The organism is Streptomyces sp. NPDC030245, from assembly GCF_055572995.1.
The window spans coordinates 159,954-184,706 of record NZ_JBVICF010000004.1 but is presented as its reverse complement, the minus strand read 5'-3'; the positions used below and the strand labels follow the sequence as shown (position 1 = coordinate 184,706).

At 72.4% G+C, this 24,753-nt stretch carries 21 protein-coding genes and 1 riboswitch; of the genes, 10 read left to right on the top strand and 11 right to left on the bottom strand.

The features are described from left to right. Positions 1–64 precede the first annotated feature (64 nt). Positions 65–2,812, top strand: coding sequence for a helicase-associated domain-containing protein (locus ACZ4Z4_RS12865; protein WP_468326267.1), 2,748 nt, complete (start codon positions 65–67; stop codon positions 2,810–2,812). Between the two features lie 535 nt (positions 2,813–3,347). Next, a complete protein-coding gene (locus tag ACZ4Z4_RS12860) occupies positions 3,348–5,414 on the top strand; it encodes a HelD family protein (RefSeq protein WP_468326264.1) in 2,067 nt (688 codons plus the stop codon). Here the strand turns inward: ACZ4Z4_RS12860 and ACZ4Z4_RS12855 are convergent. The 3 genes from ACZ4Z4_RS12855 to ACZ4Z4_RS12845 all read right to left on the bottom strand — a co-directional run bounded on the left by ACZ4Z4_RS12855 (position 5,411) and on the right by ACZ4Z4_RS12845 (position 9,241). After that, positions 5,411–6,013, bottom strand: coding sequence for a DUF2165 domain-containing protein (locus ACZ4Z4_RS12855; RefSeq protein WP_468326262.1), 603 nt, complete (start codon positions 6,011–6,013; stop codon positions 5,411–5,413). The two genes, ACZ4Z4_RS12860 and ACZ4Z4_RS12855, sit on opposite strands and share 4 nt — an antisense overlap. A gap of 50 nt (positions 6,014–6,063) precedes the next feature. Continuing rightward, positions 6,064–6,771 carry a copper homeostasis protein CutC gene (locus ACZ4Z4_RS12850; RefSeq protein WP_468326259.1) on the bottom strand — a complete coding sequence of 236 codons (708 nt, stop codon included), beginning with the start codon at positions 6,769–6,771 and terminating at the stop codon, positions 6,064–6,066. A 148-nt stretch (positions 6,772–6,919) separates the two neighbouring features. After that, on the bottom strand, positions 6,920–9,241 hold the full coding sequence (locus ACZ4Z4_RS12845) for a heavy metal translocating P-type ATPase (RefSeq protein ID WP_468326256.1): 2,322 nt from the start codon (positions 9,239–9,241) through the stop codon (positions 6,920–6,922). Positions 9,242–9,394: 153 nt separating this feature from the next. Between ACZ4Z4_RS12845 and ACZ4Z4_RS12840 the strand changes: the two genes are divergently transcribed. Continuing rightward, positions 9,395–10,372 (top strand): hypothetical protein, encoded by a 978-nt coding sequence (locus tag ACZ4Z4_RS12840; protein WP_468326253.1) that lies wholly within the window; start codon positions 9,395–9,397, stop codon positions 10,370–10,372. A 39-nt stretch (positions 10,373–10,411) separates the two neighbouring features. On the opposite strand, the gene ACZ4Z4_RS12835 is transcribed toward ACZ4Z4_RS12840, so the two are convergent. Continuing rightward, positions 10,412–11,089, bottom strand: coding sequence for a maleylpyruvate isomerase family mycothiol-dependent enzyme (locus ACZ4Z4_RS12835; RefSeq protein WP_468326250.1), 678 nt, complete (start codon positions 11,087–11,089; stop codon positions 10,412–10,414). 118 nt (positions 11,090–11,207) lie between these two features. Here ACZ4Z4_RS12835 and ACZ4Z4_RS12830 point away from each other — a divergent pair, with 118 nt between their 5' ends. After that, positions 11,208–11,846 (top strand): HD domain-containing protein, encoded by a 639-nt coding sequence (locus tag ACZ4Z4_RS12830; protein WP_468326247.1) that lies wholly within the window; start codon positions 11,208–11,210, stop codon positions 11,844–11,846. 34 nt (positions 11,847–11,880) lie between these two features. After that, entirely contained in the window at positions 11,881–12,954 is a 1,074-nt protein-coding gene (locus ACZ4Z4_RS12825) for a GNAT family N-acetyltransferase (RefSeq protein WP_468326245.1), read from the top strand. A gap of 16 nt (positions 12,955–12,970) precedes the next feature. On the opposite strand, the gene ACZ4Z4_RS12820 is transcribed toward ACZ4Z4_RS12825, so the two are convergent. Both ACZ4Z4_RS12820 and ACZ4Z4_RS12815 read right to left on the bottom strand, forming a co-directional pair. Further along, a complete protein-coding gene (locus tag ACZ4Z4_RS12820) occupies positions 12,971–13,246 on the bottom strand; it encodes a DUF4031 domain-containing protein (protein WP_468326242.1) in 276 nt (91 codons plus the stop codon). Next, positions 13,243–13,599 carry a hypothetical protein gene (locus ACZ4Z4_RS12815; protein ID WP_468326240.1) on the bottom strand — a complete coding sequence of 119 codons (357 nt, stop codon included), beginning with the start codon at positions 13,597–13,599 and terminating at the stop codon, positions 13,243–13,245. The genes ACZ4Z4_RS12820 and ACZ4Z4_RS12815 overlap by 4 nt, the downstream gene beginning before the upstream one ends. A gap of 91 nt (positions 13,600–13,690) precedes the next feature. On the opposite strand from ACZ4Z4_RS12815, the gene ACZ4Z4_RS12810 reads away from it, so the two are divergent. After that, a complete protein-coding gene (locus ACZ4Z4_RS12810) occupies positions 13,691–14,614 on the top strand; it encodes a MurR/RpiR family transcriptional regulator (protein ID WP_362999572.1) in 924 nt (307 codons plus the stop codon). A gap of 48 nt (positions 14,615–14,662) precedes the next feature. Then, positions 14,663–15,658, top strand: a complete 996-nt coding sequence (gene murQ / locus ACZ4Z4_RS12805) for an N-acetylmuramic acid 6-phosphate etherase (protein WP_468326237.1) — start codon at positions 14,663–14,665, stop codon at positions 15,656–15,658. A gap of 10 nt (positions 15,659–15,668) precedes the next feature. Here the strand turns inward: murQ and ACZ4Z4_RS12800 are convergent, their stop codons facing one another. Beyond that, positions 15,669–15,881, bottom strand: a complete 213-nt coding sequence (locus ACZ4Z4_RS12800; protein WP_468326234.1) for a hypothetical protein — start codon at positions 15,879–15,881, stop codon at positions 15,669–15,671. Between the two features lie 407 nt (positions 15,882–16,288). Between ACZ4Z4_RS12800 and ACZ4Z4_RS12795 the strand changes: the two genes are divergently transcribed. After that, positions 16,289–17,599 carry an esterase/lipase family protein gene (locus tag ACZ4Z4_RS12795; protein ID WP_468326232.1) on the top strand — a complete coding sequence of 437 codons (1,311 nt, stop codon included), beginning with the start codon at positions 16,289–16,291 and terminating at the stop codon, positions 17,597–17,599. A gap of 100 nt (positions 17,600–17,699) precedes the next feature. Here ACZ4Z4_RS12795 and groL read toward each other — a convergent pair whose 3' ends face one another. The 4 genes from groL to thrC all read right to left on the bottom strand — a co-directional run bounded on the left by groL (position 17,700) and on the right by thrC (position 22,010). Continuing rightward, positions 17,700–19,325 (bottom strand): chaperonin GroEL, encoded by a 1,626-nt coding sequence (gene groL, locus ACZ4Z4_RS12790; protein ID WP_468326230.1) that lies wholly within the window; start codon positions 19,323–19,325, stop codon positions 17,700–17,702. Between the two features lie 315 nt (positions 19,326–19,640). Continuing rightward, on the bottom strand, positions 19,641–19,844 hold the full coding sequence (locus ACZ4Z4_RS12785; RefSeq protein WP_005315736.1) for a cold-shock protein: 204 nt from the start codon (positions 19,842–19,844) through the stop codon (positions 19,641–19,643). A gap of 419 nt (positions 19,845–20,263) precedes the next feature. Then, positions 20,264–20,539, bottom strand: a complete 276-nt coding sequence (locus tag ACZ4Z4_RS12780; RefSeq protein ID WP_468326227.1) for a MoaD/ThiS family protein — start codon at positions 20,537–20,539, stop codon at positions 20,264–20,266. A 142-nt stretch (positions 20,540–20,681) separates the two neighbouring features. Next, entirely contained in the window at positions 20,682–22,010 is a 1,329-nt protein-coding gene (thrC, locus tag ACZ4Z4_RS12775) for a threonine synthase (RefSeq protein ID WP_468326224.1), read from the bottom strand. 17 nt (positions 22,011–22,027) lie between these two features. Further along, a riboswitch (SAM riboswitch) is annotated at positions 22,028–22,156 on the bottom strand. Between the two features lie 192 nt (positions 22,157–22,348). On the opposite strand from thrC, the gene ACZ4Z4_RS12770 reads away from it, so the two are divergent. Next, complete coding sequence (locus tag ACZ4Z4_RS12770) at positions 22,349–23,293, top strand: glucosyl-3-phosphoglycerate synthase (protein ID WP_468326222.1); 945 nt, start codon at positions 22,349–22,351, stop codon at positions 23,291–23,293. Between the two features lie 45 nt (positions 23,294–23,338). Further along, positions 23,339–24,745, top strand: a complete 1,407-nt coding sequence (locus ACZ4Z4_RS12765) for an alpha,alpha-trehalose-phosphate synthase (UDP-forming) (RefSeq protein WP_468326219.1) — start codon at positions 23,339–23,341, stop codon at positions 24,743–24,745. The last annotated feature ends 8 nt before the right edge of the window (positions 24,746–24,753 follow it).

Genomic DNA, 24,753 nt, shown 5'->3' with positions numbered 1-24,753 from the left:
GTAGGGGGTCCGGCGCGGGCGTGAGGGCGGCTGCCGGGGCGCCCGACCCGCTACCGTGAACCGGATGAGCACCGACGAGCCGCAGCCCACGGACCGTGCCGGCGCGAGCGCGCCCCAAGCGCCCCGCGGCGCGGAGACGCCCCGTTCCCTCGCCGAAGCGCTGCGGTCGCGGGAGGACGGCGCGCTCGCCGAGCTGCTCCGGGTCCGGCCCGACCTGCTGAACCCGGTGCCCGGCGACCTCACCCAGCTCGCCACGCGTGCGGGGACCCGGGCCTCCGTGGTGCGGGCCCTTGAGCGGCTCGACCGGTTCGCGCAGCAGGTGGCGGAGGCGCTCGCCGTGGCCTCGGACCCCGCCTCGTACGACGAACTCCGTGGGCTGCTCGCGGGGGACGACGGGGACCCGGCCGTCGAGGATGCCTTGGAGCGCGCCCTCGGCACGCTCCACGCTCAGGCCCTCGTGTGGGGGACCGACGACCGGCTCCGGCTCGTCCGTACCGCGCGGGAGCTCCTCGCCCCGTCGCCGCAGCACCCCTCCCCGACCGGTCTCGGCCCGACCGTCGCCGAGGCCACGGCGGGGATGTCGCCGACCCGTGTCCAGGAGATCGTCGCGGCGGCCGGGCTGCCGACGACGCACGACCCGGTCTCCGCCGTGCAGTCGCTGACCGCGCTGTTCACGGACCGTACGCGTATGTCGGCGCTGCTCGACGAGGCGCCCGCCGAATCCGTGGAGGTGCTGTCCCGCCTGGTGTGGGGGCCGCCCTACGGCCAGGTCACCGCCGACCCGGCCCGGCACCTGCGCTGGCTCCTGGACCGCGGACTGCTGCTGCCGACGGCGCCCGGCACCGTCGTACTGCCCCGCGAGGCCGCCCTGCACCTGCGCGCGGGCCGCGCCCACCGCACGGTCGAGCCGACGCCGCCGCCCGTCGAGGTGGCGCGCGAACACCGTCCACAGGTTGTGGACGCGACCGCCGCCGGGCAGGCGTACACCGCGCTCACCACCGTCGAGGAGCTCCTGAAGGACTGGGACGAGGGCGGCCCCGCCGTGCTGCGCGCGGGCGGCCTCAGCGTGCGCGACCTGAAGCGGACCGCGGTGGCGCTCGACACGACCGAGCCGCTGGCCGCCTTCTGGGTCGAACTCGCCTACGCGGCGGGGCTGCTCGCCTCCGACGGCGAGGCCGACGAACGGTACGCCGCGACGCCCGCGTACGACGCGTGGCAGGAGCTGCCCGCCCCCGAGCGGTGGGCCGCGCTCGCCGGCGCGTGGCTCGCCGCCACCCGCACGGCCGGTCTTGTCGGCGGCCGCGACGGCAAGGACCGGACGCTGTCCGCGCTCGGCCCGCACCTGGACCGGTCGTCGGCCCCCGAGGTCCGCCACCGGGTCCTCGCGCTCCTCGCCACACTTCCCGAGGGCTCGGCCCCCGCCCCGGACTCCCTCCAGGCCCGCCTCCGCTGGGAACGCCCACCCACCACCCGCAACCGCCCCACGGACGGTGCGTCCGCCCCTGACCTGCGCTCGCGCATCGCCCAGTGGACGCTGGACGAGGCGGAGCTGCTGGGGGTCACGGGGCGGGGGGCGTTGTCTGCGCATGGGCGGGCGTTGTTGGGTGGGGGGACGGGGGAGGTGGGTGCGGGTTCCGGTGCGGGTGCTGGTTCCGGTGCTGCTTCCCGTTCCGGTGCTGGTGGTGGTGCTGGTTCCGGTGCCGGTGCCGGTGCCGGTGGTGGTGATGATGCTGGTTTCGGTGCCGGTGCCGGTGCGAATGCGGGTCTCGGTGCTGGCGCTGGCGTGAGTGCCGGTGCCGGTGCGAGAGCGGGTGCGGGTGCCGGGGGCAGTAGTAGCGGTGAGGCTCGGCTCGCTGCTGTGCGTGCCGCTGAGCTTCTTGCGCCGCTGCTTCCCCAGCCCCTCGATCACGTCCTCCTCCAGGCCGACCTCACCGCCGTCGCCCCCGGCCCGCTGGAGCGGCCCCTCGCCGATGCCCTCGCCGTGCTCGCCGACGTCGAGTCGAAGGGCGGCGCCACCGTCTACCGCTTCTCCCCCGGCTCCGTGCGCCGCGCGCTCGACGCCGGGCAGTCCGCGTCCGACCTGCACGCCTTCCTCGCCGCGCACTCCCGTACGCCGGTCCCGCAGCCCCTGGCCTATCTGATCGACGACGTGGCGCGCCGCCACGGCCACCTGCGGATCGGCGCCGCCTCCGCGTACGTGCGGTGCGACGACGAGGCGATGCTCGGCGAGATCATGGCCGACAAGCGCGCGCAGAGTCTGCGGCTGCGCCGTCTCGCGCCGACCGTGCTCGCCGCACAGGCGGATCCCGGCACGCTCCTGGAGGGGCTGCGCGCCATGGGGTTCGCGCCCGCCGCGGAGAGCGCGGAGGGCGACGTCCTGATCACCCGCGCCCACGCCCACCGCACGCCGCCCCGCTCGGCACCCGAGCCGGTGCCGGACGGGCCGCCGGTGCCCGGTCCGACGCTCGTCGACGCGGCGGTGCGGGCTATCCGGGCGGGGGATCTGGCGTCCACGGCGCCCCGCAAGGTGGCGCCGGCATCCTCCTCGGCCTCCGCCGCCTCCGCGTCGGCGGACGGGGGGCTGCCGCGGACCACCGCGGCCGAGACGCTCGCCACGATGCAGGCCGCGGTGCTGACCGGGGAGGCGGTGTGGATCGGGTACGTCAACGCGGAGGGGGCCGCTAGTCAGCGGGTCATCGCGCCGGTGCGGGTGGAAGGGGGGTTCGTGACGGCGTACGACCACACTGCGGATGAGGTTCGTACGTTTCCCTTGCACCGGATCACGGGTGTCGCCGAGCTCGCCGACGACTGAGGCCCCCTCTGGGGGCCGTCTTTCGGGTGCGGCTGCGCCGTGGCTTGTCGCGCAGTTCCCCGCGCCCCTGGGAAAGCGCCCTTGACGCCCGTCCCTCGGGTGCCGCCACGCCGTGCCTGGTCGCGCAGTTCCCCGCGCCCCTGGGTAGGTGCCCCTGGCGCCCGTCCTTCAGGTGCCGCCACGTCGTGGTTGGTCGCGCAGTTCCCCGCGCCCCTGGGAAAGTGCCCCTGACGCCCGTCCCTCGGGTGCCGCTGCGTCGTGGCTTGTCGCGCAGTTCCCCGCGCCCCTGAAAAAACTTCCCGCACCCCTGAAGAAACTCCCCCGCACCCCTGAAAAAGCTCCCCCACGCCCCTGAAGGGGCCGCCCTCACGGGTTCCCCGGGAAAAAGTCGTTGGCACCCGCAGGGAAAGCGCGTCTAAGATTCCCCCTTCCCCGGCCTCCCCCGCGGAGCGCCGCCGTCCGGACGGAAACCGGGTGGCAGCTCGATGAGCGATGAGCCAGCACCACGACACCGCTGAACCGCCGGAGGCACCCCGTGCACGCGCACGCCGACCCTGCTGACCCCCTCGCCCGGGAGCGCGGCCACCTCGCCGCGTCGCGTGCCGCCCTGCGCGCCATGCGTGAGGACGCCGAGGCGCTCGACATCCGTGACGTCACCGCGAACTGGGTGAACGCCGCCGTCCTGGAGCGGCAGCTCGACGAACGGATCAAGTCGCTCGCCGACCTCGCCCACACCCCGCTCTTCTTCGGACGCCTCGACTACCTGCACGCGCCCGGCGCCGAGCAGGCGGAGGGCGGCGAGGGCGAGCAGTTCTACATCGGGCGGCGGCACGTGCACGACGCCAACGGGGACCCGATGGTCATCGACTGGCGCGCGCCGGTCTCCCAGCCGTTCTACCGGGCCTCCAAGAAGGACCCGATGGACATCGCGCTGCGCCGCCGCTTCGGCTACACCGGCGGTGACCTCACCGCGTACGAGGACGAGCACCTCAGCGACCCGGACGAGGCCGAGCGGACCAGCGCGCTGCTCCAGCGGGAGATCGAGCGGCCGCGCGTCGGACCGATGCGGGACATCGTCGCCACCATTCAGCCCGAGCAGGACGAGATCGTGCGGAGTGGGCTGAGCGGGAGCGTCTGTGTGCAGGGTGGGCCGGGGACGGGAAAGACCGCCGTCGGGCTGCACCGGGTCGCCTACCTCCTGTACGCGCACCGGGAGCGGCTCGCCAGGACCGGCACCCTCGTCATCGGGCCGAACGCCTCCTTCCTGCACTACATCGAGCAAGTGCTGCCCGCGCTGGGAGAGTTGGAGGTCAAGCAGGCCACCGTCGACGACCTCGTCGCCCATGTGGAGGTGCGCGGCACGGACGATCCCGCCGCCGCCCTCGTCAAGGGCGACGCCCGCATGGCGGAGGTGCTGCGCAACGCCGTGCGGTCGCACGTCACCCTGCCCACCGAGCCGCTCGTCGTCGTCCGCGGGTCGCGCAGGTGGCGGATTCCCGCGTACGAACTGGAGGAGATCGTCCAGGAGCTGCTCGCCCGCGACATTCGGTACGGGGCCGCGCGGGACGCCCTGCCGCAGCGCATCGCGCACGCCGTGCTCGTCCGCATGGAGCAGGCGGGCGAGGCGCCGGACGACCGCGTGCAGGACGCCGTCGCCCGCAACGCCGCGGTGAAGGCGGCGGTGAAGGCCGTCTGGCCGCCCGTCGATCCCGCGAAGCTCGTGCTGCGGCTGCTGTCGGACGCCGATTTCCTCGCCGCGCACGCCGGGGGGATCCTGAGCGAGGAGGAGCAGAAGGCGGTTCTGTGGGCCAAGCCCGCGCGGAGCGTCAAGTCCGCCAAGTGGTCGGCCGCCGACGCCGTCCTCGTCGACGAGGCCACCGATCTCGTCTCGCGCACCCACTCCCTCGGGCACGTCGTGCTCGACGAGGCGCAGGACCTCTCCCCCATGCAGTACCGCGCGGTGGGCAGGCGCTGCACGACGGGTTCGGCGACCGTCCTCGGGGACCTCGCGCAGGGCACCACGCCGTGGGCGACGCGGAGTTGGGACGAGGCGCTGCGCCACCTCGGCAAGGACGGTGCCGTGGTGGAGGAGCTGACGGCCGGTTTCCGCGTGCCGCGCGAGGTCATCGCGTACGCGTCGCGGCTGCTGCCGGAGATCGCGCCGGGTCTCACGGCGGTCGACTCGGTGCGGGAGGCGCCGGGGTCGCTGGAGGTGCGCCGGGTGGCGGAGGGCGCGGGTGCCGAGGGGCTGGACGCGGCCTGTCTTGAGGCGTGCGCGCAGTCGCTGCGGCAGGAGGGCTCCATCGGCCTCATCGCCGCGGACGCCCGGATTCCGTCGCTCGCCGGGGCGTTGGCTGCGGCCGGGATCACCTACCTCTCGCCGGGCGAGGAGACGACGCCGGACACCCGCCTCACGCTGGTGCCCGCGTCCCTCGCGAAGGGCCTCGAGTACGACTACGTGGTACTCGACGAGCCCTCCGCGGTCGTCGACGGCGAACCGGACGAACGCACGGGCCTGCGCCGCCTGTACGTGGCGCTGACCCGTGCCGTGTCGGGCCTGATCGTCGTGCACGCGGCCGAGCTGCCCGAGCAGCTCGCCTAGGGGGCGTCAGGGCCCTTGTGTGCGGCCGGTGCTGCGGCCGGTGTGCCCGCGGCCGACGGCAGGTGCGTGACGATCAGGACGATGCCCGTCATCGTGATGACGCGGGTCGCCGCGTCCAGGCCGTTCCAGGCCTCGGACTGCCACATGGCGAACCACTCGCCGCCGATCCCGATGAAGCCGACGCCGAAGAGGACGAGGATCATCAGCAGGCCGATGCTGCCCGTGCGCCGGGCCCGGTGCAGGCCCAGGGCCCGGTCCGGGCCCTGGGGGCGGCGCAGGGCGCGGGCCCACAGGAAAGTCGACGTGCCGAGGACCAGCGCGGCCAGGGTCTCCCAGGCGATGATCCCGACGTACGCCGCGTCCTGGAGCACGGTGGACTCCACCGCGCGCCACTTGAGGCCGTTGTCCTTGAAGGTGGTGTCCATCGCGAGGACATGGCGTACGAACTGGCGGTTGGTGTCGAAGTCGGTGATGTTCCCGAACGCGACGAGCGCGATGTAGAGCGCCACCGTCCCCGTGAGCAGCGTCGCGGCGACGGGCAGTGTCCCGGCCGCGAGTATGCGCTCCGCGGGACGCGTCTTTTCTGCTGGTGTCGGCATGAGGTCCCCTCCGTGTCGCACCAGTTCTATCGCGTCCCGCGGAGAACCGATCAACCGGTGAGCGACTGTCCCGCGTCCAGCGCGGTCCGCCACTGCGCGACCGCCGCGGCGCAGACCGGCGCCGACCAGCCGTCGGGGCGGGCGGCGCCGCCGATGTGGAAGGCGTCGACGCCGGCCGCCGTCAGGTGCGGCAGGTGGTCGAGGCGGAGGCCGCCGCCGATGAGCAGCTGCGGCTCGTACCCCGGTTCGCCGCGCCGGGCCGCCTCGGCGAGCAGGGTCGGCAGGCCGTCGTCGACGCCGGTCGCGGCGCCCGCGGTGAGGTAGGTGTCGAGGCCGGGCAGGTCGGCGAGCTGCTTGCGCAGGGCGTCGCGGTCGGCGGCGCGGTCGATGGCCCGGTGGAAGGTCCAGCGGCATCCGTCGAGGGCGCCGGCCAGCGCTTCGACGGCGGGCAGGTCGGGGCCGCCCGCCTCGTCGAGGAAGCCGAGCACGAACTCGTCGGCGCCTTCGCCGCGCAGTTCGTGGGCGCGGCGCAGCAGTGCGTCGACGTCGCCCGCGGCGAATCCGTCGGCCAGCCTGAGCATGACGCGCAGCGGGATGTCGACGGCGGAGCGGATCGCGGCGAAGGTCTGGCGGGACGGGGTGAGGCCGTCCGCGGCCATGTCGGTCACCAGCTCCAGGCGGTCCGCTCCGCCGGCCTGGGCGGCGACGGCGTCCTCGGTGTCGAGGGCGATCACCTCCAGGACTGCACGCTTGCTCATGGATGTCTCTTCCTTCTGCTCGCTGCTCGCGATCCCGGTCACATAGGTCTAGTCCAATTACCAGCCTACGCGCAGAACACCCCGGCGCGAGCCGAGTCGCCCGTGCCGGGGTGCGGAAATGAGTGCGGAAATCCTGCGGGAGGAAATGTCAGGCCAGCGGCTTGAACCCCCGCAGGCGCAGGCTGTTGCCGACCACGAAGACCGAGGAGAACGCCATGGCCGCGCCCGCGATCATCGGGTTGAGCAGTCCGGCGGCGGCCAGCGGGAGCGCGCCGACGTTGTAGGCGAAGGCCCAGAAGAGGTTCGACCTGATCGTGCCGAGGGTGCGGCGGGAGAGCCTGATCGCGTCGGCCGCCGCCCGCAGGTCCCCTCGTACGAGCGTGAGGTCGCCCGCCTCGATCGCGGCGTCCGTGCCGGTGCCCATCGCGAGGCCCAGGTCGGCCTGGGCCAGCGCCGCCGCGTCGTTGACGCCGTCGCCGACCATGGCGACCGACTTGCCCTCGGCCTGCAACCGCTTGACCACGTCGACCTTGTCCTGCGGCATGACCTCGGCGATGACGTGCTCGGGCGCGATGCCCACCTCGGCGGCGACCGACTCGGCGACGGCCTTGTTGTCGCCGGTCAGCAGGATCGGGGTCAGGCCGAGCGCGCGCAGCCGTCCGATGGCCTCGGCGCTGGTCTCCTTCACCGCGTCGGCGACCTCCAGGACCGCGCGGGCCTCACCGTCCCAGGCGACCGCGATGGCGGTACGTCCCGCCGCCTCGGCCTCGGCCTTGGCGCGCTCCAGCGCCACGGGAAGGCGGATCTCCCACTCGGCGAGCAGCTGGGCCCGGCCGACCAGGACCGCGTGGCCCTCGACGACGCCCTGCACGCCGAGGCCCGCGACGTTCGCGAAGTCCTCCGGGGTGGGCAGCTCGCCCACCGAGGCGGTGGCTCCGGCGGCGACGGCCCGGGCGATGGGGTGCTCGGAGGAGTGCTCGAGCGCGCCGGCGAGCCGCAGGACTTCGGCCTCCGTGGCGTTGTCCGCGGTGTGGGTGGCGAGGAGGGTCATCCGGCCGGTGGTGACGGTGCCGGTCTTGTCGAGGACGATGGTGTCGACCTTGCGGGTGGACTCCAGGACCTCGGGGCCCTTGATGAGGATGCCGAGCTGGGCGCCGCGCCCGGTGCCGACCATCAGGGCCGTCGGCGTGGCGAGGCCCAGGGCGCACGGGCAGGCGATGATCAGCACGGCCACCGCGGCGGTGAAGGCGGCGGTCAGACCGGCGCCGTTGCCGAGCCAGAAACCGAGGGTGGCGAGCGCCAGGCCGATGACGACCGGCACGAACACCGCGGAGATCCTGTCGGCGAGGCGCTGGGCGGCGGCCTTGCCGTTCTGCGCGTCCTCGACGAGCTTGGCCATGCGGGCGAGCTGGGTGTCGGCGCCGACGCGGGTGGCCTCGACGACGAGGCGGCCGCCGACGTTGAGGGTGGCGCCGGTGACGGAGTCGCCCTCGCCGACCTCGACGGGCACGGACTCGCCGGTGAGCATCGACGCGTCGACGGCCGAGGAGCCCTCGACGACCTTGCCGTCCGTGGCGATCTTCTCGCCGGGCCGGACCAGGAAGCGGTCGCCGACCCGCAGGCCGCTCACGGGGATGGTCTCCTCGCGCCCGCCGTCGCGCACCACGGTGACGTCCTTGGCGCCGAGCTGGAGCAGCGCCTTCAGGGCGGCGCCCGCCTTTCTCTTGGAGCGGGCCTCGAAGTACCGCCCGGCGAGGATGAACGCGGTCACGCCGGCCGCGGCCTCCAGATAGATGTTCCCCGCGCCGTCGCTCCTGGCGATGGTCAGCTCGAAGGGGTGCGTCATGCCGGGCGTGCCCGCGGTGCCGAAGAACAGCGCCCACAGGGACCACAGGAATGCCGCCGAGGTGCCGACGGAGATGAGCGTGTCCATGGTGGCGGCGCCGTGCCGGGCGTTGGTGAACGCCGCCTTGTGGAAGGGCCAGGCCGCGTAGGTGACGACGGGTGCGGCGAGCGTGAGCGACAGCCACTGCCAGTACTCGAACTGAAGCGCCGGGACCATCGCCATGGCGATGACGGGCACGGAGAGCAGCACCGCGGTGACCAGGCGCTGGCGCAGGGGCCGCAGCTCCTCGCGCGCCTGCCGCTCGTCGGCGGCCTGCCGCTCCTCGTCGGTCTGCGGCTCGGCGCCCTCGGGCGCGGTCTCGTCGCGTACGGGAGTGGGCTCCTGCGCGGTGTAGCCGGTGGCCTCGACGGTCGAGATCAGGTCCTGCACGGAGATGTCCGCGCCGCGGTAGCTGACCTTGGCCTTCTCGGTGGCGTAGTTGACGGTCGCCTCGACGCCGTCCATGCGGTTGAGCTTCTTCTCGATCCGGGCCGCGCAGGAGGCGCAGGTCATGCCACCGATGGCGAGTTCGACCTCTGCGGCGGGCGCCGCCGTCTCGGCGGCACCGGGTGTGCTGGTGGCCATGGTTCGGGCTCCTGTACGAGTCGGGGTCCCGATACCCGGGGCGGGTACCGCTGACGAGATCCATGTATACCCCTGGGGGGTACCGAACGCAAGGGGTTCACCTCATCACCCACCCTGCTTGACTTAATACCCCAGGGGGGTATCTTCGATCTCATGAACTCCGGACTGAAGATCACCGCATTCGCCGCCGCCGTCGCCGCGACCTTCGGCACCGCGTACGGCGTGGGCACGGGCATCGACCCCGTCACGGACAAGGCGCCGGCGGCCCGGCACGGGCAGCACGACGAGGACCGACGCGAGGAGAGGCCGCGGAAGGGCGAGCCCGCGGGCCACGGCGGGGAAGTCCCCGGCGGCCTCCAGATCTCCGACCGCGGCTACACGCTGGACCTCAAGACACCCCGCATCGACGCGGGCCGGCCGCAGGAGCTGCGCTTCGCCGTCGTCAAGGACTCCTCGGGCCGCAACGTCACCGCGTACCAGAAGGAGCACGACAAGGAGCTGCACCTCGTGGTCGCCTCACGCGACCTGACGACCTACCGCCATCTGCACCCGACGCGCGCGGCGGACGGCACCTGGTCGACCGGCGTCCGGCTCCCCGAGGCGGGCGGCTACCGCGTCTTCGCCGACTTCCGCCCCCGGGGCGCGAAGGAGGGCCTGACGCTGGGCGCGGACCTCGCGGTGGCGGGCGCGTACGCCCCGAAGGAGCTGCCCGCACACAGCACCACCGCGAAGGTCGACGGCTACGACGTCACGCTGAAGGGCGAGTTGAAGACGGGCGCGGGCGGCGACCTCACGCTGAACGTGGCGAAGAACGGCAGGCCGGTGACCGACCTCCAGCCCTACCTGGGGGCGTACGGCCACCTCGTCGCACTGCGGGCGGGCGACCTCGCCTACCTGCACGTCCACCCGAACGGCGCGCCCGGCGACGGAAGGACCAAGGCCGGGCCCGGCATCTCGTTCGGCACGGCGGCGCCGAGCAAGGGCGCCTACCGCCTGTTCCTCGACTTCAAGCACGACGGAAAGGTCCGCACGGCGGCCTTCACCGTGCACGCGGGCGGCGGCGGGCACGCCGAACCCGAGAAGGACGGCGGGCACGCCGAATCCGAGAAGGACGGCGGCCACCAGCACTGACGCCGCCCCCGCGCACCTCTCAGGTGGTCGGCGCCACCTTCACCCGAAGACGCACAACTCCTTCTCGGTGACGCCGACCAGCTCGTACCGCGTGCCGGTCAGCGGCCGTCCCGCGCAGAGCCGGACCAGCGTCGGCGCGTCCCCGATGTAGCGGGCGGGCGGCCGCGTCCCGTCCGTGACGCCCAGGGACAGCGGCTCGTCCCAGCCGTCGACGTCCGCGTGCAGCGGCGGCAGCACGGTGGCGGCACGCTCCGACCTGCTGAACCGTTCGAGCAGCGGCAGCGCGTCGGCCAGCCCCTCACCGCCGTACGCGCCCGGCTTCCCCCACGCCTCCCGCACGTCACCGGCGTGCACCCACTCCCCGAGGGCGACACCGTCCAGAACCCCCTTGGCCGCGGCGAGAACCGGTCCGGCCTCCGTCATGCCGCGCTCCAGTTCGTCCACGACACGGGAGTTGGACCAGTCGGCGCGCTCGGCGATGTCGCGTTCGTTGCTCTCGGGCGAGTACACGCCCTCCTCGAAGCGGCTCTCCACCACTCGCATCAGCGCCGAGCCGCAGTGCGCGAGCACATGCCGCACGGTCCAGCCCGGACAGCAGGTGCGGATCTCGTACGCCTCGTCGGGCGCGGCCCTCAACAGCGGTATCAGCGCGTCGCGCTCGGTACGCAAGAGACGTCCCGCGCGGTCGGGTTCGTAGGTCTCGTCGATGGCGGTCATGGCGGCAGCCAACAGCCTGCGGCCACACATGGCAACAGGCCGGCCCCGCGGCGGCGCACGGGCGACGCAAGGCCCGGGGGCATACCCCCCGGAGGTAGCCAAGGACTAGAGTCGCCGCATGGCCGACGAAAAGGACCTCCACGCCCGCTGGGCCACCGCCCTGCTCCGCGCCGGCGAGGGCGCCCCCGACCCCGCCCCCTACGCGGAACGCCTCCTCGCCCGCTGGGCCGAGCCGCAGCGCCGGTACCACACCACCGACCACCTGGCGGCGGTCCTCGACCACATCGACGTACTGGAGGACCACGCCGACGACCCCGACCTCGTACGCCTGGCGGCCTGGTTCCACGACGCGGTGTACGCACCCGACCGCTCGGAGAACGAGGAACGCTCCGCCCGCCTCGCCGAGCGCGCCCTCACCGAAGCGGGCCTGCCCGCCGACCGGACGGCCGAAGTGGCGCGCCTGGTCCGCCTCACCGTCACGCACGACCCGGCCGACGGCGACCACAACGGCGAGGCGCTGTGCGACGCCGACCTGGCGATCCTCGCGGCCTCCCCCGACGCGTACGCCGCCTACGCGGCCGCCGTCCGCGAGGAGTACGGCTTCGTGCCCGACGAGGCGTTCCGCCGGGGCAGGGCGGACGTGCTGCGCGCCCTCATGGCGCTCCCCCGCCTCTTCAGGACGCCGTACGGGGCGGCCAACTGGGAGGCGCCGGCCCGCGCGAACCTGGCGACGGAACTGGCGCTCCTGGAAATCTGAGGCCCTTCCGCCGCCGCTCCCGTACTCTCGCCGCATGATTCTTATGGGTGGGGACCAGATCGACGAGGCGGTCGCGCACGCGGCCGGGGTGCTGCGCGCGGCCGCCGACCGCGACTGGGACGTCAAGGCGGGCGGCGACTGGAGCTGCCTGAAGACGGCGGAACACATCGCGGGCTGCCACATCTCGTACGCGACCCAGCTGACGGGCCGCGCCACGGACAGCTACGTCCCCCTCGACGCCACGCTCGACGAGGGCACGGGCCCCGAAGGCGCGATCCGGGCGATCGAGGCGGCGGGCGCCATCCTGTCCGCCGTGGTCCGCACGACACCCCGCGGCGTCCGCGCCTACCACCCTTACCCCTCCGGCTCCGCCGACGCGACGGGCTTCGCCGCGATGGGCGTCACGGAGGTCCTCCTCCACACGCACGACATCGCCCGCGCCTTCGACATCGACGCGGAGCCGCCCGCCGACCTCTGCGCGGCGGTCCTCGCGCACCTCTTCCCGCACGTGCCGCCGGCCCTCGCCGGCACCACCCCCTGGACGACGCTGCTGTGGGCCACGGGCCGCGGCACCCTGCCGGGCCGCGCGCCCGTCACGCAGTGGCGCTGGCACAACCCGCACTCACTGCCCGCGGGACCCGTCGCACTGCGCGAGGTGACGCCCGCGGCCGCCGCCGACCTCGCCGCGGGCGGCACCGGCGGGCTGACCTGGCTGGGCGGCGCCCCCTTCGACGGCACCCGCAGGGCCGCCGAGATGATCACGAAGGCGTACGCCGCCGGGGTCCTCCGCCCCGGCTGGGGCATGTACGCGCTGGTCCGCACCGCCGACGAGCTGGCCGTCGGCGGCATGGGCTTCCACGGCCCGCCGGACGACAACGGCTGCGCCGAGGTCGGCTACGACCTGGTGGCGGCGGCCCGCGGCCACGGCTACGCCACGCAGGCACTGCGCGCGCTCTCCGAGTGGGCCCTGACCCACCCCGAGGTGACGTCCCTCCTCGCCGTCACCACCCCCGACAACGCCCCGTCGCAACGGGTGGCGACCGGTGCGGGCTACGTCCGGCTGCCGGACCGCGACACGAACCACGCGTACGGCTTGCGGCGGGGCTGAGCGATCCGGGCGCCCCTCACGCCCCCTGTGCAGGCCGCCCCTTCGGCCTGCGCAACCCCGCCCCCGTGAGCCTGCGCACCAGCTCCTTGGAGCCGACCTCCACCGCGCCCGCCCGCACCGCGTCCTCGTACCGCTCCGCGGGTACGTCGTAGTGGTCGCGCTCGAAGGCGCGCGGCGGGCAGCCGATGGACGCCGCGAACGCGTGCAACTCGTCGAACGAGACGTCGCTGACCAGGTGGGACCACATGCGGCCGTGCCCCGGCCAGGTCGGCGGGTCTATGTAGACGCTCACGTCAGACCGCCCACCGGCGCCACCACCACGCCCGCCTTGCCGCACACCCAGTGCGGGTCGGGCCCCAACTCCGGCTCCACGTCCAGCGCGTGGGGCTCCCCCGTCCCGCACACGGGACACAGCGGCCACCGCCCGTACCGCTCCAGGAGCGCGTCCTGGACGTCCTGCGCGACGAGCCCCGCGACGTACTCGACGCCCTCCGGCCACTGCTCGACCCACCAGCGCCGGTGCGCCACCGACTCCTCGACCATCGAGACGACCTCGGCCTCGGCGACCTCACGGGCGACCAGGTCGGCGAGGACAAGTGCGCGAGCGGCGTGCAACGCCTGCTCCAAGGGGTCGATCGCGTCCATGCGGCCATTGTCCCCCCACGCGCACCACACCGGGGAGCGCACCGCCTTCAAAGGTCTTGACCGGCCTCGTTTCCGAAAATACCTTTCAAATGTGACCCATGACGTGAAGGAAATTTTCGCGGACGCCGCACCCCCCGCCCCCGCCGCCCTCGCGGCCAAGGTGCGGACCCTGGCCCCGTCGATGACCCGGTCCATGCAGCGGGTCGCCGAGGCCGTCGCGGGCGACCCCGCGGGCTGCGCGGCCCTCACGGTCACCGGGCTCGCCGAGCTCACGGGCACGAGCGAGGCGACCGTCGTGCGCACCGCCCGCCTCCTCGGCTACCCGGGCTACCGCGACCTGCGCCTCGCGCTCGCCGGTCTCGCCGCCCAGCAGCAGTCGGGGCGCGCGCCCGCCGTCACCGCGGACATCGCCGTCGACGACCCCATCGCGGACGTCGTCGCGAAGCTGGCCTACGACGAGCAGCAGACCCTCGCCGACACCGCGGCCGGGCTCGACACCGTGCAGCTCGGCGCCGCCGTCGCCGCGCTCGCCACCGCCCGCCGCGTCGAGATCTACGGCGTCGCCGCCTCCGGCCTCGTCGCCCAGGACCTCGCCCAGAAGCTGCTCCGCATCGGGCACATCGCGCACGCGCACTCCGACCCGCACCTCGCCGTCACCAACGCGGTGACGCTCCGCGCGAAGGACGTGGCGATCGCGATCACCCACTCCGGTTCCACCGGCGACGTGATCGAACCGCTCCGCGTCGCCTTCGAGCACGGCGCCACGACGATCGCGATCACCGGCCGGCCGGGTGCGGCCGTCTCGCAGTACGCCGATCACATACTGACCACCTCCACGGCCCGCGAGAGCGAGCTGCGGCCCGCCGCGATGTCGTCCCGCACGAGCCAGCTCCTGGTCGTGGACTGCCTGTTCGTGGGCGTGGCCCAGCGGACGTACGAGACGGCGGCGCCCGCGCTCGCCGCGTCCTACGAGGCGCTGGCCCACCGCCACAGCCCGCGCGGCACCAGCCGCTGACGCCCTCCCCATCCGCCACCCCCCGCACCGGAAAGAGCCGCAGCCGCCATGACCTCCACCACCGACGCGACCGACCCGACGGGCGCCCACCACCACCGGCGCGGCGACGACTACGGCGAGCTCCGCGCCCAGCTGGCCACCCTGACCACCGAGGCGTTCCGGCCCGAGCTCTCCGACATCGACCGGCTGCCCACCGCGGAGATCGCGAAGATCATGAACGGCGAGGACGCCACCGTCCCGGCGGCCGTCGCCGAGCAGCTCCCCGCCATCGCCGCCGCGATCGACGGCACCGCCGAGCGCATGGCCCGCGGCGGCCGCCTCATCTACGCGGGCGCGGGCACCGCGGGCCGGCTCGGCGTGCTCGACGCCTCCGAGTGCCCGCCCACCTTCAACACCGGGCCCGACGAGGTCGTCGGCCTCATCGCGGGCGGCCCGAGCGCCATGGTCACGGCGGTCGAGGGCGCGGAGGACAGCAAGGAGCTGGCCGCCGAGGACCTGGACGGCCTCGGCCTCACCGCGGACGACGTCGTCGTCGGCATCTCGGCCTCCGGCCGCACCCCGTACGCGATCGGCGCCGTCGAACACGCCCGCGCCCGCTACGGCGCGCTCACCATCGGCCTCTCCTGCAACGCGGACAGCGCGCTCGCGGCCGCCGCCGAGCACGGCATCGAGGTCGTCGTCGGCCCCGAACTGCTCACCGGCTCCACCCGCCTCAAGGCCGGCACGGCCCAGAAGCTCGTCCTCAACATGCTGTCGACGATCACGATGATCCGCCTGGGCAAGACGTACGGAAACCTCATGGTCGACGTCCGCGCGTCCAACGAGAAGCTGCGGGCCCGCTCCCACCGCATCGTCGCCCTGGCCACCGGCGCCCGCGACGAGGAGATCGAGGCCGCGCTCGCCGCCACCGACGGAGAGGTGAAGAACGCCATCCTCACCCTCCTCGGCCAAGTCGACGCCCCCACGGCGGCCGCCCTCCTCACCTCCTCCGGCGGCCACCTCCGCACGGCCCTCGACAACTCCCGCACCACGGCGAGGCCCTAGACAGCCCCGGTCACCGCGCCTCCCCCAGTACGGCGGCCAGCCGCAGCGCGGTGTCGAGGTTGCAGCGCCCCAGCTCGACGAGAGGCAACGTTCCCTCGGCCGCCGCCGTCAGCGGATCGATCCGCAGCGAGGGCAAGGTGACCCCGACCTCCGCGAGACCGGCCTTCAGCTGCCGCACCGCGTCCTCGACCGCCTGCACCCGTTCCTCCGTCGTCAGCGCCATGACCTCCGCCTTTCACACTGAGCGTTCTTCTTCCATTACCCAGAGTGTCCAACTGTGACGGAGCTGAAAAGTACAGGCCGTCTCCGCCACGCTCCGTGTTCGGCGAAGGGTTCCTGCGTCGGCCCGGTCGGCTTCGCGACAGAGTTCCCGCCCCCGGCGCGGGCCGGACCCGCGCCGAGTTGGCCGACGCGCCGCCGCCCCGCCGGGGTACGGCGCCAAGGAACCCGCGTACGCCCCAGGCCAAGGGCCCCCACCCCACGCGTCACACGCGTACGCGGCCGAACTCCCCCTGTCCGAAAGGCCCCCGGCCCCGGTGCGGATTGCCGCGAGCGGGTGTCGACGACTACCCGACGTATCAAAGATGGCACCGGACGTCACCGCATCGGCACGACCGGAGGGGACCCTTCATGTCCAAGCGCAACGAACCCGACGAGCCGCACCGGCCCGAGCGGCCGACCCGGCCGGACCTCCAGGAGCTGGACGAGCGCGAGGTGGCCGAGGCGATCGGGTCGGCCGCCCGCATCACCCTGGCCCCGGGCCCGCGCGAGGCCCGCGAGGCCCCCGCCGCCGCCCCGCAGCCCGACGACGAGTGGGCGCTGCCCGGCGGCACCGCCTGGGTGTACCTCGCCGACCGGACGAAGGGCCTGACGCGGCCCGTCATCCTCGGCGACGGCTTCAGCAGCGGCCCGAGCGAGCTGGACTTCTCCTGGGAGATCCTGGAGCGCGGCCCGTACCCGTTCCTCACCGCGCTGCGGCAGCGCGGCTACGACGTCATCGTGCTCGGCTTCGACGAGCGCAGCGCGTCGATCCTGGAGAACGCCGAGGTCGCCAGGGCCGCCATCCTGGAGACCATCGCGCGGCGCAACGGCGATCACCCGCTGACCGTCGGCGGGTTCAGCATGGGCGGACTCGTCACCCGGTACGCGCTCGCCAAGATGGAGCACGACGGCGGGACGGGCGAGAACGACCACCAGACAGCCCTGTACTTCTCGTACGACAGCCCGCACCGCGGCGCCTGGATCCCCATCGCGTTGCAGTCGTTCGCGCACTACATCCGGCGTCTCAACGCGGCGTTCTCGAACCAGATGAACAGCCCGGCCGCCCGCCAGCTGCTGTGGCAGCACATCAGCGAGTGGGGCGACACCCCCGACACCGACAAGGAGCGCGGCACCTTCCTCGCCGAGCTCGACCGGGTGGGCCGCTGGCCCTCGCGGCCGAAGAAGATCGGCGTGGCCAACGGCTCCCGCATCGGCGAGAGCAACGGCATCCCGGCCGGCGAGCAGGCCTTCCACGGCAAGGGCCTCGCCATCACCGGCACCCACCTGTACACGCAGTCCGCGGGCGAGGACCAGCTCGTCGCCCAGCTGCGCGTGGTGACCCTGCGCAGGCCCCGCATCCGCACCACGGGCCTGCCCGAGATCGACGGCGCGCCGGGCGGCACCCTGGAGGGGTTCGGCATCCTCGCCGACGAGCTGAACAAGATCCCCGCGCTGATCGGCCTCGGCTGCGAGGCGGACTTCCGCGAGCACTGCTTCGTGCCGACGGTCAGCGCGATCGCCCTGCGCGACATCGACACCCACGACAAGCTGTACGACCCGGTCACGGCCTCCGCGGAGGAGGAGAGCGAACTGGACGAATTCCTCTGCGCCTCGAAGAACGAGGGCCACACCCTGGTCACCGAGGAACTCTGCACCTGGATCCTGGACCGTCTGCCGTAACCCGGAACCCGGTACCCCGGAAAACGCCCGAGGGCGGCACCCCTTCCTGCGAAGGAGTGCCGCCCTCGGTACGTGAGGACAGTGATCAACCAGAGGTCGATCAGAAGTCCATGTCACCGCCCGGCATGCCGCCCGGAGCGGCGCCCGCGGCGGCCTTCTCCGGCTTGTCGGCGATGACGGCCTCGGTGGTGAGGAACAGCGCGGCGATGGAGGCGGCGTTCTGAAGGGCGGAACGGGTCACCTTCGCCGGGTCGAGGATGCCCTCGGCGATCATGTCGACGTACTCACCGGTCGCGGCGTTCAGGCCGTGGCCGACGGTCAGGTTGCGCACCTTCTCGACGACGACACCGCCCTCCAGGCCGGCGTTGACGGCGATCTGCTTCAGCGGGGCCTCGAGGGCCAGCTTCACGGCGGCGGCACCGGTGGCCTCGTCGCCGTCGAGCTCCAGCTTCTCGAAGACCTGGGAGGCCTGGAGCAGGGCCACGCCACCACCGGCGACGATGCCCTCCTCGACGGCCGCCTTCGCGTTGCGGACGGCGTCCTCGATGCGGTGCTTGCGCTCCTTGAGCTCGACCTCGGTCGCGGCACCGGCCTTGATGACGGCCACGCCGCCCGCGAGCTTCGCCAGGCGCTCCTGGAGCTTCTCGCGGTCGTAGTCCGAGTCGCTGTTCTCGATCTCGGCGCGGATCTGGTTGACGCGGCCCTGAACCTGGTCGCTGTCACCGGCGCCGTCGACGATGGTCGTCTCGTCCTTGGTGATGACGACCTTGCGGGCGCGGCCGAGCAGGTCGAGACCGGCGTTCTCCAGCTTGAGGCCGACCTCCTCGGAGATGACGGTGCCACCGGTGAGGATGGCGATGTCGCCGAGCATGGCCTTGCGGCGGTCACCGAAGCCCGGGGCCTTGACGGCGACGGACTTGAAGGTGCCACGGATCTTGTTGACGACCAGGGTCGACAGGGCCTCGCCCTCGACGTCCTCGGCGATGATCAGCAGCGGCTTGCCCGACTGCATGACCTTCTCCAGGAGCGGAAGGAGGTCCTTCACGTTGGAGATCTTGGAGTTGACGATCAGGATGTACGGGTCGTCGAGCGACGCCTCCATACGCTCCATGTCGGTGGCGAAGTACGCCGAGATGTAGCCCTTGTCGAAGCGCATACCCTCGGTGAGCTCCAGCTCCAGACCGAAGGTCTGGGACTCCTCGACGGTGATGACGCCTTCCTTGCCGACCTTGTCCATCGCCTCGGCGATGAGCTCGCCGATCTGGGTGTCGGCGGCGGAGATGGAGGCCGTCGAAGCGATCTGCTCCTTGGTCTCGACATCCTTCGCCTGCTCGAGCAGGGCGCCGGAGACGGCCTCGACGGCCTTCTCGATGCCGCGCTTGAGGGCCATCGGGTTGGCACCGGCGGCCACGTTGCGCAGACCCTCGCGCACCAGGGCCTGGGCCAGGACGGTCGCGGTCGTCGTGCCGTCACCGGCGACGTCGTCCGTCTTCTTCGCGACCTCCTTGACCAGCTCGGCACCGATCTTCTCGTACGGGTCCTCGAGCTCGATCTCCTTGGCGATGGAGACACCGTCGTTGGTGATCGTGGGGGCGCCCCACTTCTTCTCGAGGACGACGTTGCGACCCTTGGGGCCCAGGGTCACCTTGACGGCGTCGGCGAGCTGGTTCATGCCGCGCTCGAGGCCGCGCCGTGCCTCCTCGTCGAACGCGATGATCTTGGCCATGTGAAGTGGTCCTCCCGGACGGGGTGGCAAGCAAAAACGGACCGTGCTGGTGCCCGCGACGGACGGACTGCGTGCCGTGTGGTTCCTTGCCCCACGCGGCCCGCGGACCTCACCGACCCGATCCAAGTTCTGTCACTCTCACTGGGAGAGTGCTAAGCCCAATGATTAGCACTCGACCCCCACGAGTGCAAGGTGCTCCCGCCAGATCCGCCCGGCGCGCGGGAGCACGGGAGCGTGGGCACACACGAGGGGCCCGTACCCCTGGTGGGATACGAGCCCCTCGCGGTGCGTGCTTCGGTGGTCGGTCGCGCCGAGCTAGACGGCGAGCTTGACCATGTCCGCCTGCGGACCCTTCTGGCCCTGCGAGATCTCGAACTCGACTCGCTGACCTTCTTCAAGGGTGCGGTAGCCGTCCATCTGGATCGCGCTGTAGTGGACGAAAACATCCGCACCACCGTCGACCGCGATGAAGCCGTACCCCTTCTCCGCGTTGAACCACTTGACGGTGCCCTGAGCCATGCCTAACTCCCCTATTACTGGCCCTTGCACAGGACCGCACTTCGCGGACCCGGGTCAGACCTCACCCCCCACTGATTGGGGGTGTGCGCCGGAACGCGTCGACCGCCGCTGAATGTATCTGTCCAACTGCCGTCTGCAACAGGTCAATCGGACGAGAATTCTGGGCGCGCCCGATCGGTAATATGCGGAGAATTCACCGGAATCCAGGGCAAGTCGGGCCGGACAAAAGGCGCATAAGGCTTGAATGGGCAGTGCGCTTTGGCTACTTCTTGTCGGCTCCGGACCGACTTCGTATATGCACTCGGCACTGACGGCGAAGCACGCACCTCAACTGTACCGCGCTCAACCAAGCAGAATTGCCCCCTCCGTTTCTCTCGCGGAGGGGGCAATTCAGTTAACGCAGGGTACTTGCGAAAATGTCAGCCACCAGCCACGGCGGGAATGATCGAGACGCCCGCGCCGTCCGGCGTGGCCGTCTCCAGGCCCTGCTCGAAACGGACGTCGTCGTCGTTCACGTACACGTTGACGAAGCGGCGCAGCTTGCCCTGGTCGTCCAGGACGCGGGCGGCGATCCCGGCGTGGTTCTTCTCCAGATCGGCGATGACCTCCCCCAGATTCGCCCCCTCGGCGGCGACCTCGGCCTTGCCACCGGTGTAGGTGCGCAGGATGGTGGGGATACGGACGTTGACACTCATGGGATTCACCTCGATAGATCACGGGGGGCGCCCCTTTCAGGGGCCGCCCCTCCAGGGGCGCGGGGCTGTTTCGATATGCGGCTCCGCCGCGTGGGCGCGACCAGCCACAGCGGACCCGCAGTCGGGACGAAGGGCTCGGGCCCTACGGCGCCTGGCCGGCAAGACCCGCGGAGCGAAACGCCTCAAGGCTCGGCTTGATGGTCGCCGTGGCCTGCGACGTCTCAGCGACAGCGTCCAGCGTCTTGAGGCCGTCCCCGGTGTTGAGCACGACCGTGGTGAGCGCCGGGTCGAGGAGCCCCGCCTCGAAGAGCTTCTTCGTGACGCCCACCGTCACACCCCCCGCGGTCTCCGCGAAGATCCCTTCCGTGCGGGCGAGAAGCTTGATCGCCTCGACGACCTGCTCGTCGTTCACGTCCTCCACCGCCCCGCCCGTGCGGCGCGCGATGTCGAGGACGTACGGCCCGTCGGCGGGGTTGCCGATGGCCAGCGACTTGGCGATGGTGTTCGGCTTCTGGGGCCGGACCACGTCGTGCCCGGCCTTGAAGGCGGCCGACACGGGCGAGCACCCCTCGGCCTGCGCACCGAAGATCTTGTACGGCTTGTCGGCCACCAGACCGAGGGCGATGAGCTCCTTCAGCCCCTTGTCGATCTTCGTGAGCTGCGAGCCGGAGGCGATCGGGATGACGAGCTGGTCGGGCAGCTCCCAGCCGAGCTGCTCGCAGATCTCGTACGCGAGGGTCTTGGAGCCCTCGCCGTAGTACGGCCGCAGGTTGACGTTGACGAAGCCCCAGCCCTCGCCCAGCGGGTCGCCGATGAGCTCGGAGCAGAAGCGGTTCACGTCGTCGTAGTTGCCCTCGATGCCGACGAGTTCACCGCCGTAGACCGCGGCCATGACGACCTTGCCCTGCTCCAGGTCGTGCGGGATGAAGACGCAGGAGCGGAAGCCCGCGCGGGCGGCGGCGGCGCCGACGGCGCCCGCGAGGTTGCCGGTGGAGGAGCAGGAGAGCGTGGTGAACCCGAAGGCGCGCGCCGCCTCGAGGGCCTGCGCGACGACGCGGTCCTTGAAGGAGTGCGTGGGGTTGCCCGAGTCGTCCTTGACGAACAACTTGCCCTGCTGGGCGCCGAGTTCACGGGCGAGGTTGTCGGCCTTGACGAGCTGGGTCCAGCCGGGGTTGAGGTTCGGCTTGTCGGCCACGTCGGCGGGGACGGGGAGCAGCGGGGCGTAGCGCCAGATGTTGGCGGGGCCGGCCTCGATCTGCTTGCGGAGGGCTTCCGGGTCGCCGAGGGGCAGGTCGTACGCGACTTCGAGGGGGCCGAAACACTCGGCGCAGGCGAAGATCGGGCCGAGCGGGAAGGTGGTGCCGCACTCACGGCAGGAGAGGCCGGAGGCGGGCCCGAGGTCGACGGAAGGGGTGGTGCTTCCCGAAGCGTTCCCGGAGGTGCTTTCGGTGGCGACAGTCTGCACAGCCATGGAGGCGAGGCCCTTTCTCCTCATCTTCCTCGCGACGCATCTCGCCGCGAGACGGAATTGGCACCTTCCCCACCGTGACCTCGCGGTCGGCGGGAGGGTTGCCGGGGCTTCAACGGGCCGTTTCCCTCTGCCCCTCTGGATGAGCGGTTTTCGATTATGGGTTTCAGTTGTCGATCTCAACGCGGCGGCGACCCCGACATGCGATGGTCACCGGCGTTGTTCAAGACTGTAACCGAAGCCCCGGACCCTTGAGATAGTCGTCCGAACAGCGAGATGGATCACATCGATCACTTGTCGATCACCTGTGGTCATCGATCACCCATGGGAGGACCGCGACCGTGCTGGAAGAGGTCGAGCACTGGCTGAGCAGGCGTTCCTGGTCGGTCGCCGACCGGCCGCAGGACCGGCTCGCCGACGCCAAGCGAGCCTGCGGCGCCTCGGTGAGCGTCGTGCTGCCCGCGCTCGACGAGGAGGGGACGGTCGGTGAGATCGTCGCCGAGATACGCCGGGAGCTGATGGAGAGGGTCCCGCTGGTCGACGAGCTCGTGGTGATCGACTCCGGCTCCACGGACCGCACGGCCGAGGTCGCCGCGGCGGCGGGCGCCAAGGTCGTCCGCAGGGACGAGATCCTGCCGCGCATCCCGGCGGTGCCGGGCAAGGGCGAGGTGCTGTGGCGCTCGCTGCTCGTGACGAGCGGCGACATCGTCGCGTTCGTCGACGCGGACCTGCGGGAGTTCTCCGCGGACTTCGTCTCGGGGATCGTGGGCCCGCTGCTCACCGACCCCGACGTGGCCTTCGTGAAGGCGATGTACGACCGGCCGCTCGGCGCGGCGGCGGGGCAGGGCGGCCGGGTGACCGAGCTGATGGCCCGGCCGCTGTTGAACATGCACTGGCCGCGGCTCGCCGGTTTCGTGCAGCCGCTCGGCGGCGAGTACGCGGCGCGCAGGTCGCTCCTGGAGCGGCTGCCGTTCCCCGTCGGGTACGGCGTGGAGCTCGGCCTGCTCGTCGACGCGCTGCACACGGTGGGTCTGGACGCGCTGGCGCAGGTGGACGTGGGGGTGCGCAAGCACCGGCACCAGGACGGGCAGGCGCTCGGGCGGATGGCGGCGGCAATCTACCGGACGGCACAGCTGCGGCTCGCGCGCGGACATCTCGTACGTCCCGAGCTCACGCAGTTCGAGCGGGGCGAGCACGGGTTCGTGCCGCGGACGTACGCGGTCGACACGGAGGAGCGGCCGCCCATGGCGGGCATCGCCGAGTACGCGCACCGCCGGGTCGCCTGACGGCCGCACGTTTGCCCGCCCCCGGGACGGGCTACGTTTTGCCACATGGTCTCCGAGCACGGTTCGTCAGCAGCACAGGTACTCGTCGCGTCCAACCGCGGCCCCGTCTCGTACACCGTCGGAGAGGACGGTGAGCTGACCGCCAGGCGTGGCGGCGGCGGCCTGGTCTCCGGGCTCAGCGCCATCGGCGACGAGGCGGACGCCCTGTGGGTGTGCGCGGCGCTCGGCGACGGCGACCGCGAGGCGGTGCGGCGCGGCGTCGGGGAACCCGGCGTACGGATGCTGGACATCGACGCGGACGTCCACGCGGACGCGTACAACGGCATCGCGAACTCGGTGCTGTGGTTCGTCCACCACATGCTCTACCAGACGCCGTTGGAGCCGGCCTTCGGACCGGAGTTCCGCGCACAGTGGGCGGCGTACGAGAGGTACAACCGGGCGTTCGCCGAGGCGCTCGCCGAGGAGGCGGGGCCGGGGGCGGCCGTGCTGGTGCAGGACTACCACCTGACGCTGGTGCCGGGCATGCTGCGGGAGCTCCGCGAGGACCTGCGCATCGGCCACTTCTCGCACACCCCGTGGGCGCCCGCCGACTACTTCCGGATGCTGCCGGACGACGTGGCCGAGCAGCTGCTGCGCGGGATGCTCGGCGCCGACCGGCTCGGCTTCCTCACCGGGCGGTGGGCGGACGCGTTCACGGAGTGCTGCGTGCGGCTCGTCGGCGGGACGTCGGGCACCCGGATCGGGGTGCACGGGCTCGGCGCCGACGCCGACTTCCTGCGGGAGCGGTCGCGGCGCGACGACGTCGAGGAGCGGATGCGGACGCTGCGGGAGCAGGCGGGCCGGCAGGACGGGGAGGACCGGAAGCTGATCGTCCGGGTGGACCGGACGGAGCTGTCCAAGAACATCGTGCGGGGCCTGCACGCCTACCGCGAGCTGCTCGACACCCACCCCGAGTGGCGCGAGCGCGTCGTGCACGTCGCCTTCGCCTACCCCTCCCGGCAGGACCTGGCGGTCTACCGCGACTACACCGCGGAGGTCTCCCGGGTCGCCGAGGACATCAACGCCACGTACGGCACGGACGGCTGGACCCCGGTGGTCCTGCACGTCGAGGACGACTTCGCGCGCTCGCTCGCGGCCTACCGCATGGCGGACGTCGCCCTGGTCAACCCCATCCGCGACGGCATGAACCTCGTCGCGAAGGAAGTCCCCGTCGTCTCCGACGAGGGCTGCGCGCTGGTCCTCTCGCGGGAGGCGGGCGCCCACGAAGAGCTCGGCGACGACGCGCTCTCCGTGAACCCCTTCGACGTCACGGCCACGGCCAAGGCCCTGCACACGGCCCTCGTGATGCCGCCCGAGGAGCGCGCCGAGCGCACCAAGCGCCTCGCGGCGGCAGCGACGGCGCTGCCGCCCACGCAGTGGTTCCTCGACCAGCTGCGGGCCCTGACGGGCTGAGGCGCCCG

What these genes read in the sequence shown, in the direction of transcription:
- ACZ4Z4_RS12840 (WP_468326253.1), top strand. Translation starts at nt 9,395, where the DNA reads ATGAACTCCGGACTGAAGATCACCGCATTCGCCGCCGCCGTCGCCGCG.
- ACZ4Z4_RS12795 (WP_468326232.1), top strand. Translation starts at nt 16,289, where the DNA reads ATGTCCAAGCGCAACGAACCCGACGAGCCGCACCGGCCCGAGCGGCCG.
- ACZ4Z4_RS12815 (WP_468326240.1), bottom strand. Translation starts at nt 13,599, where the DNA reads ATGGACGCGATCGACCCCTTGGAGCAGGCGTTGCACGCCGCTCGCGCA.
- ACZ4Z4_RS12845 (WP_468326256.1), bottom strand. Translation starts at nt 9,241, where the DNA reads ATGGCCACCAGCACACCCGGTGCCGCCGAGACGGCGGCGCCCGCCGCA.
- ACZ4Z4_RS12765 (WP_468326219.1), top strand. Translation starts at nt 23,339, where the DNA reads ATGGTCTCCGAGCACGGTTCGTCAGCAGCACAGGTACTCGTCGCGTCC.
- ACZ4Z4_RS12835 (WP_468326250.1), bottom strand. Translation starts at nt 11,089, where the DNA reads ATGACCGCCATCGACGAGACCTACGAACCCGACCGCGCGGGACGTCTC.
- groL (WP_468326230.1), bottom strand. Translation starts at nt 19,325, where the DNA reads ATGGCCAAGATCATCGCGTTCGACGAGGAGGCACGGCGCGGCCTCGAG.
- ACZ4Z4_RS12800 (WP_468326234.1), bottom strand. Translation starts at nt 15,881, where the DNA reads ATGGCGCTGACGACGGAGGAACGGGTGCAGGCGGTCGAGGACGCGGTG.
- thrC (WP_468326224.1), bottom strand. Translation starts at nt 22,010, where the DNA reads ATGGCTGTGCAGACTGTCGCCACCGAAAGCACCTCCGGGAACGCTTCG.
- ACZ4Z4_RS12865 (WP_468326267.1), top strand. Translation starts at nt 65, where the DNA reads ATGAGCACCGACGAGCCGCAGCCCACGGACCGTGCCGGCGCGAGCGCG.
- ACZ4Z4_RS12780 (WP_468326227.1), bottom strand. Translation starts at nt 20,539, where the DNA reads ATGAGTGTCAACGTCCGTATCCCCACCATCCTGCGCACCTACACCGGT.
- ACZ4Z4_RS12825 (WP_468326245.1), top strand. Translation starts at nt 11,881, where the DNA reads ATGATTCTTATGGGTGGGGACCAGATCGACGAGGCGGTCGCGCACGCG.
- ACZ4Z4_RS12850 (WP_468326259.1), bottom strand. Translation starts at nt 6,771, where the DNA reads ATGAGCAAGCGTGCAGTCCTGGAGGTGATCGCCCTCGACACCGAGGAC.
- murQ (WP_468326237.1), top strand. Translation starts at nt 14,663, where the DNA reads ATGACCTCCACCACCGACGCGACCGACCCGACGGGCGCCCACCACCAC.
- ACZ4Z4_RS12855 (WP_468326262.1), bottom strand. Translation starts at nt 6,013, where the DNA reads ATGCCGACACCAGCAGAAAAGACGCGTCCCGCGGAGCGCATACTCGCG.
- ACZ4Z4_RS12785 (WP_005315736.1), bottom strand. Translation starts at nt 19,844, where the DNA reads ATGGCTCAGGGCACCGTCAAGTGGTTCAACGCGGAGAAGGGGTACGGC.
- ACZ4Z4_RS12830 (WP_468326247.1), top strand. Translation starts at nt 11,208, where the DNA reads ATGGCCGACGAAAAGGACCTCCACGCCCGCTGGGCCACCGCCCTGCTC.